The sequence below is a fragment of the Hyphomonas sp. UBA3601 genome (assembly GCF_002375605.1).
GTDB lineage: Bacteria > Pseudomonadota > Alphaproteobacteria > Caulobacterales > Hyphomonadaceae > Hyphomonas.
In genome coordinates this window covers 1-2,762 of the sequence record NZ_DFME01000029.1, presented here as the reverse complement: position 1 = coordinate 2,762, position 2,762 = coordinate 1, and the positions used below count along the sequence as shown (strand labels likewise).

Sequence of the window (2,762 nt, the reverse complement as noted above, 5' to 3'; positions counted from 1 at the left end):
CCGATGGCGGCGAATTCGGACGGCGAGAGCGGCCCCTTGCCTGCGCCGCGCTGGCCACTGACGAGGGAGCGTTGGGGCCAGAGAAATTCAGCCGCGCCGCGCATTAGCCCCTTTGCCATGCGGGCCCGGTGGTCCATATCGCTGCTCATGCCTTCCCCGGTCCCCCCGAAGTCTGCGCCGCCCCGCCTGTTCGACCGCGAACGGGTGGCCCGTAATCGCAGCCGGGCCGCAGCCAGTTTCAAAGAATATGACTTCCTGAAAGCGCGCGTGTCGAGCGATATCGCGGACCGGTTGGCGGATACGTCTCATTCCTTTGATCGCGCCTTTGATCTCGGCGCACATGATGGCCAACTCGCCAAACTGCTTCAGGCCAGCGACCAGGTCGGGTCTGTCGAAGCCGGGGATATATCCAGCGGCATGGTGGCGCTCAGCCGGGCCGACGGTCTGAACGCAGAGCAGGTGGATGAAGAGGGCCTGCCATTTCCACAGGCCAGCCTGGACCTGATCGTGTCGGCCCTGTCCCTTCATTGGGTGAATGATTTGCCCGGTGCGCTGGTGCAGATCCGTCAGGCGCTGAAACCGGACGGCTTGTTCCTGGGCGCGCTATTCGGTGCGGGCACGCTGAGTGAGCTGCGGGCCAGCCTGATGGAGGCGGAAACGGAACTGACCGGCGGCGTCGCGGCACGTGTCTCCCCCCTGCCCGGCCTGCGCGATATGGCGAGCCTGATGCAACGGGCAGGCTTTGCCCTGCCAGTCGTTGATCGCGATCAGGTTGTGGTTCGGTACAGATCACCGATGGGCTTGCTGGCCGATTTGAAAGGGATGGGCGAGCGGGCGGCATTCGCAGCCGGGACAATGCGGCCCCTGCCGCGCCGTGTGCTGATGCGTGCCATGGAAATCTACGCAAATGATCATAGCGATCCAGACGGGCGTGTGCGCGCATCATTTGAAGTGGTGCATATGTCTGGCTGGAGCCCGGCAGACTCCCAACCCAAACCGCTAAAACCCGGAAGCGCCAGGGTCAGCCTCGCCGACGCTGTACGAAATCACAAATCTTCCTGACGTCTGGTCGCAAGACCTGACGAGTGATCGATCAGGACATTTCCGTTTCAACGGTTGTGAATGTCTGGTTGATGGATGTGGCCACGGCCACGAGGCCGCCCATGATCGCAACGGCGATCAGTCCTACCAGAAGTCCGTATTCCACGGCGGTTGCGCCCGTATCGTCACGCAGGAAGCGGCGTATCATTGTATTCGAGGCCATCATGTTCGCTCCGAGTCTGTCTAGTTACCCGAGAGCACGTCAAACAGGGGAATGTCTGCCGCAGGCGCCGGATAGAGATGAAGGTCCGATGATCTGACCCAGGCCAAGGCCTGTCCTTCCCTGGGCGAAAGCTCGCCTTCCCAACTCTCCGTTGAGAACAATGGCATCAAAAGGTGAAAATCTGGATAAGCATGACTGGCAAAAGTGATCGGTTTCAGAGAGGTCTCGTCCACCATGATGGAGAGTTCTTCCTGTAATTCCCGCACCAGCGCCCGCTCCGGTGTCTCGCCCGTCTCGACCTTTCCGCCCGGGAACTCCCAGAGGCCCGCCATCGGTTTGCCAGCGGGGCGTTGAGCCAGCAGGATACGGCCTTCGGCATCATAGAGCGCAGCGGCGACCACAAGCACCATTCTACGCGTCATGTACGATAGGCTCCGTTGATGTCGACATAGCCATGCGTCAGGTCGCAGGTCCAGACCGTGGCAGACGCCTCGCCCACGCCGAGGTGGACACGGATGGTGAATTCCGGCTGGGCAAATACCCCGCCGGCGGCTGCTTCGCTATAGTCCGGCATGCGCCCGCCCGCAGAGGCAACCTGGACATCATCAAACCATATGGCGAGCTGGTCCATGTCTATCGGCTCAAGCGATTTGCCAACGGCCATCACGATCCGTCCCCAATTGGCGTCTCCGGCAGCCATGGCCGTTTTTATGAGGGGCGAGTTGGCAATCGAACAGGCGACCACCTTTGCGGAGGTTTCCGACACTGCGCCTTCGACCGTGATGGTGACAAACTTGCTGGCCCCTTCCCCGTCCTTGACGATGAGGTGGGAGAGGTCGAGGCAGACCTGCTTCAAGGCGGCGGCGAATTCGGCGAAACGGGGATCGTCCCGTGTGGCGATCTCGGCCATGCCGCTGGCCCCGCTGGCAAATACCATCAGCGTGTCGGACGTCGACGTGTCGCCATCCACCGTGATGTTGTTGAAGGTCTGGTTCGTTACCTCTTCTAACAGACCTTGCAGCAGGTCTGGCGCGATGGCGGCGTCGGTGAAAACATAGGCCAGCATGGTCGCCATGTTGGGCGCGATCATGCCCGAGCCCTTGGCGATACCGGCCAGATTGACGTCCACGCCGTCGATCTTGGTCGCAAGCCCTGCGCCCTTGGGAAAAGTATCAGTCGTCATGAAGGCGCGTGCCGCGGCTTCCCAGTCAGGAGCCGAAAGCTTGCCCGCAAGATCGGGCACGAACGCGCCGACATAGTTCGGGTCTGGCAAGGGTTCGCCAATCACGCCGGTCGCCGCGAGGAAACATTCCTGCTTTTCCACGCCGAGCGTTTCGGTCAGCGCCTTCAGGGTGGCCTCGTTCTTGAGCACGCCCTTGGCACCGGTGAAGGCATTCGAGTTGCCCGAATTTGCGATCAGGGCACGGGCCTTGCCGGCACCTGACTTCAAGGCCTCCCGGCACCAGATGACATCTGCCGACGCGGTATGAGACAGCGT

At 61.7% G+C, this 2,762-nt stretch carries 4 protein-coding genes; 1 reads left to right on the top strand and 3 read right to left on the bottom strand.

The features are described from left to right. Positions 1-147: 147 nt before the first annotated feature. Positions 148-1,062, top strand: coding sequence for a methyltransferase domain-containing protein (locus B4F73_RS03080; RefSeq protein ID WP_290482478.1), 915 nt, complete (start codon positions 148-150; stop codon positions 1,060-1,062). A gap of 31 nt (positions 1,063-1,093) precedes the next feature. Here B4F73_RS03080 and B4F73_RS03075 read toward each other — a convergent pair whose 3' ends face one another. The 3 genes from B4F73_RS03075 to argJ form a co-directional block, all read right to left on the bottom strand. Then, positions 1,094-1,267: a Flp family type IVb pilin gene (locus B4F73_RS03075; RefSeq protein WP_242517406.1), complete on the bottom strand. Its 174-nt coding sequence runs from the start codon at positions 1,265-1,267 to the stop codon at positions 1,094-1,096. 17 nt (positions 1,268-1,284) lie between these two features. Further along, a complete protein-coding gene (locus B4F73_RS03070; RefSeq protein WP_034815068.1) occupies positions 1,285-1,686 on the bottom strand; it encodes a (deoxy)nucleoside triphosphate pyrophosphohydrolase in 402 nt (133 codons plus the stop codon). After that, positions 1,683-2,762 (bottom strand): bifunctional glutamate N-acetyltransferase/amino-acid acetyltransferase ArgJ (gene argJ, locus B4F73_RS03065; protein WP_290482477.1); only part of this gene is annotated, 1,080 nt, incomplete at its 5' end. The genes B4F73_RS03070 and argJ, both read right to left, overlap by 4 nt.

Bases quoted from the DNA above. Each gene is read 5' to 3' on its own strand.
- B4F73_RS03080 (WP_290482478.1), top strand. From the start codon at position 148: ATGCCTTCCCCGGTCCCCCCGAAGTCTGCGCCGCCCCGCCTGTTCGAC.
- B4F73_RS03075 (WP_242517406.1), bottom strand. From the start codon at position 1,267: ATGATGGCCTCGAATACAATGATACGCCGCTTCCTGCGTGACGATACG.
- B4F73_RS03070 (WP_034815068.1), bottom strand. From the start codon at position 1,686: ATGACGCGTAGAATGGTGCTTGTGGTCGCCGCTGCGCTCTATGATGCC.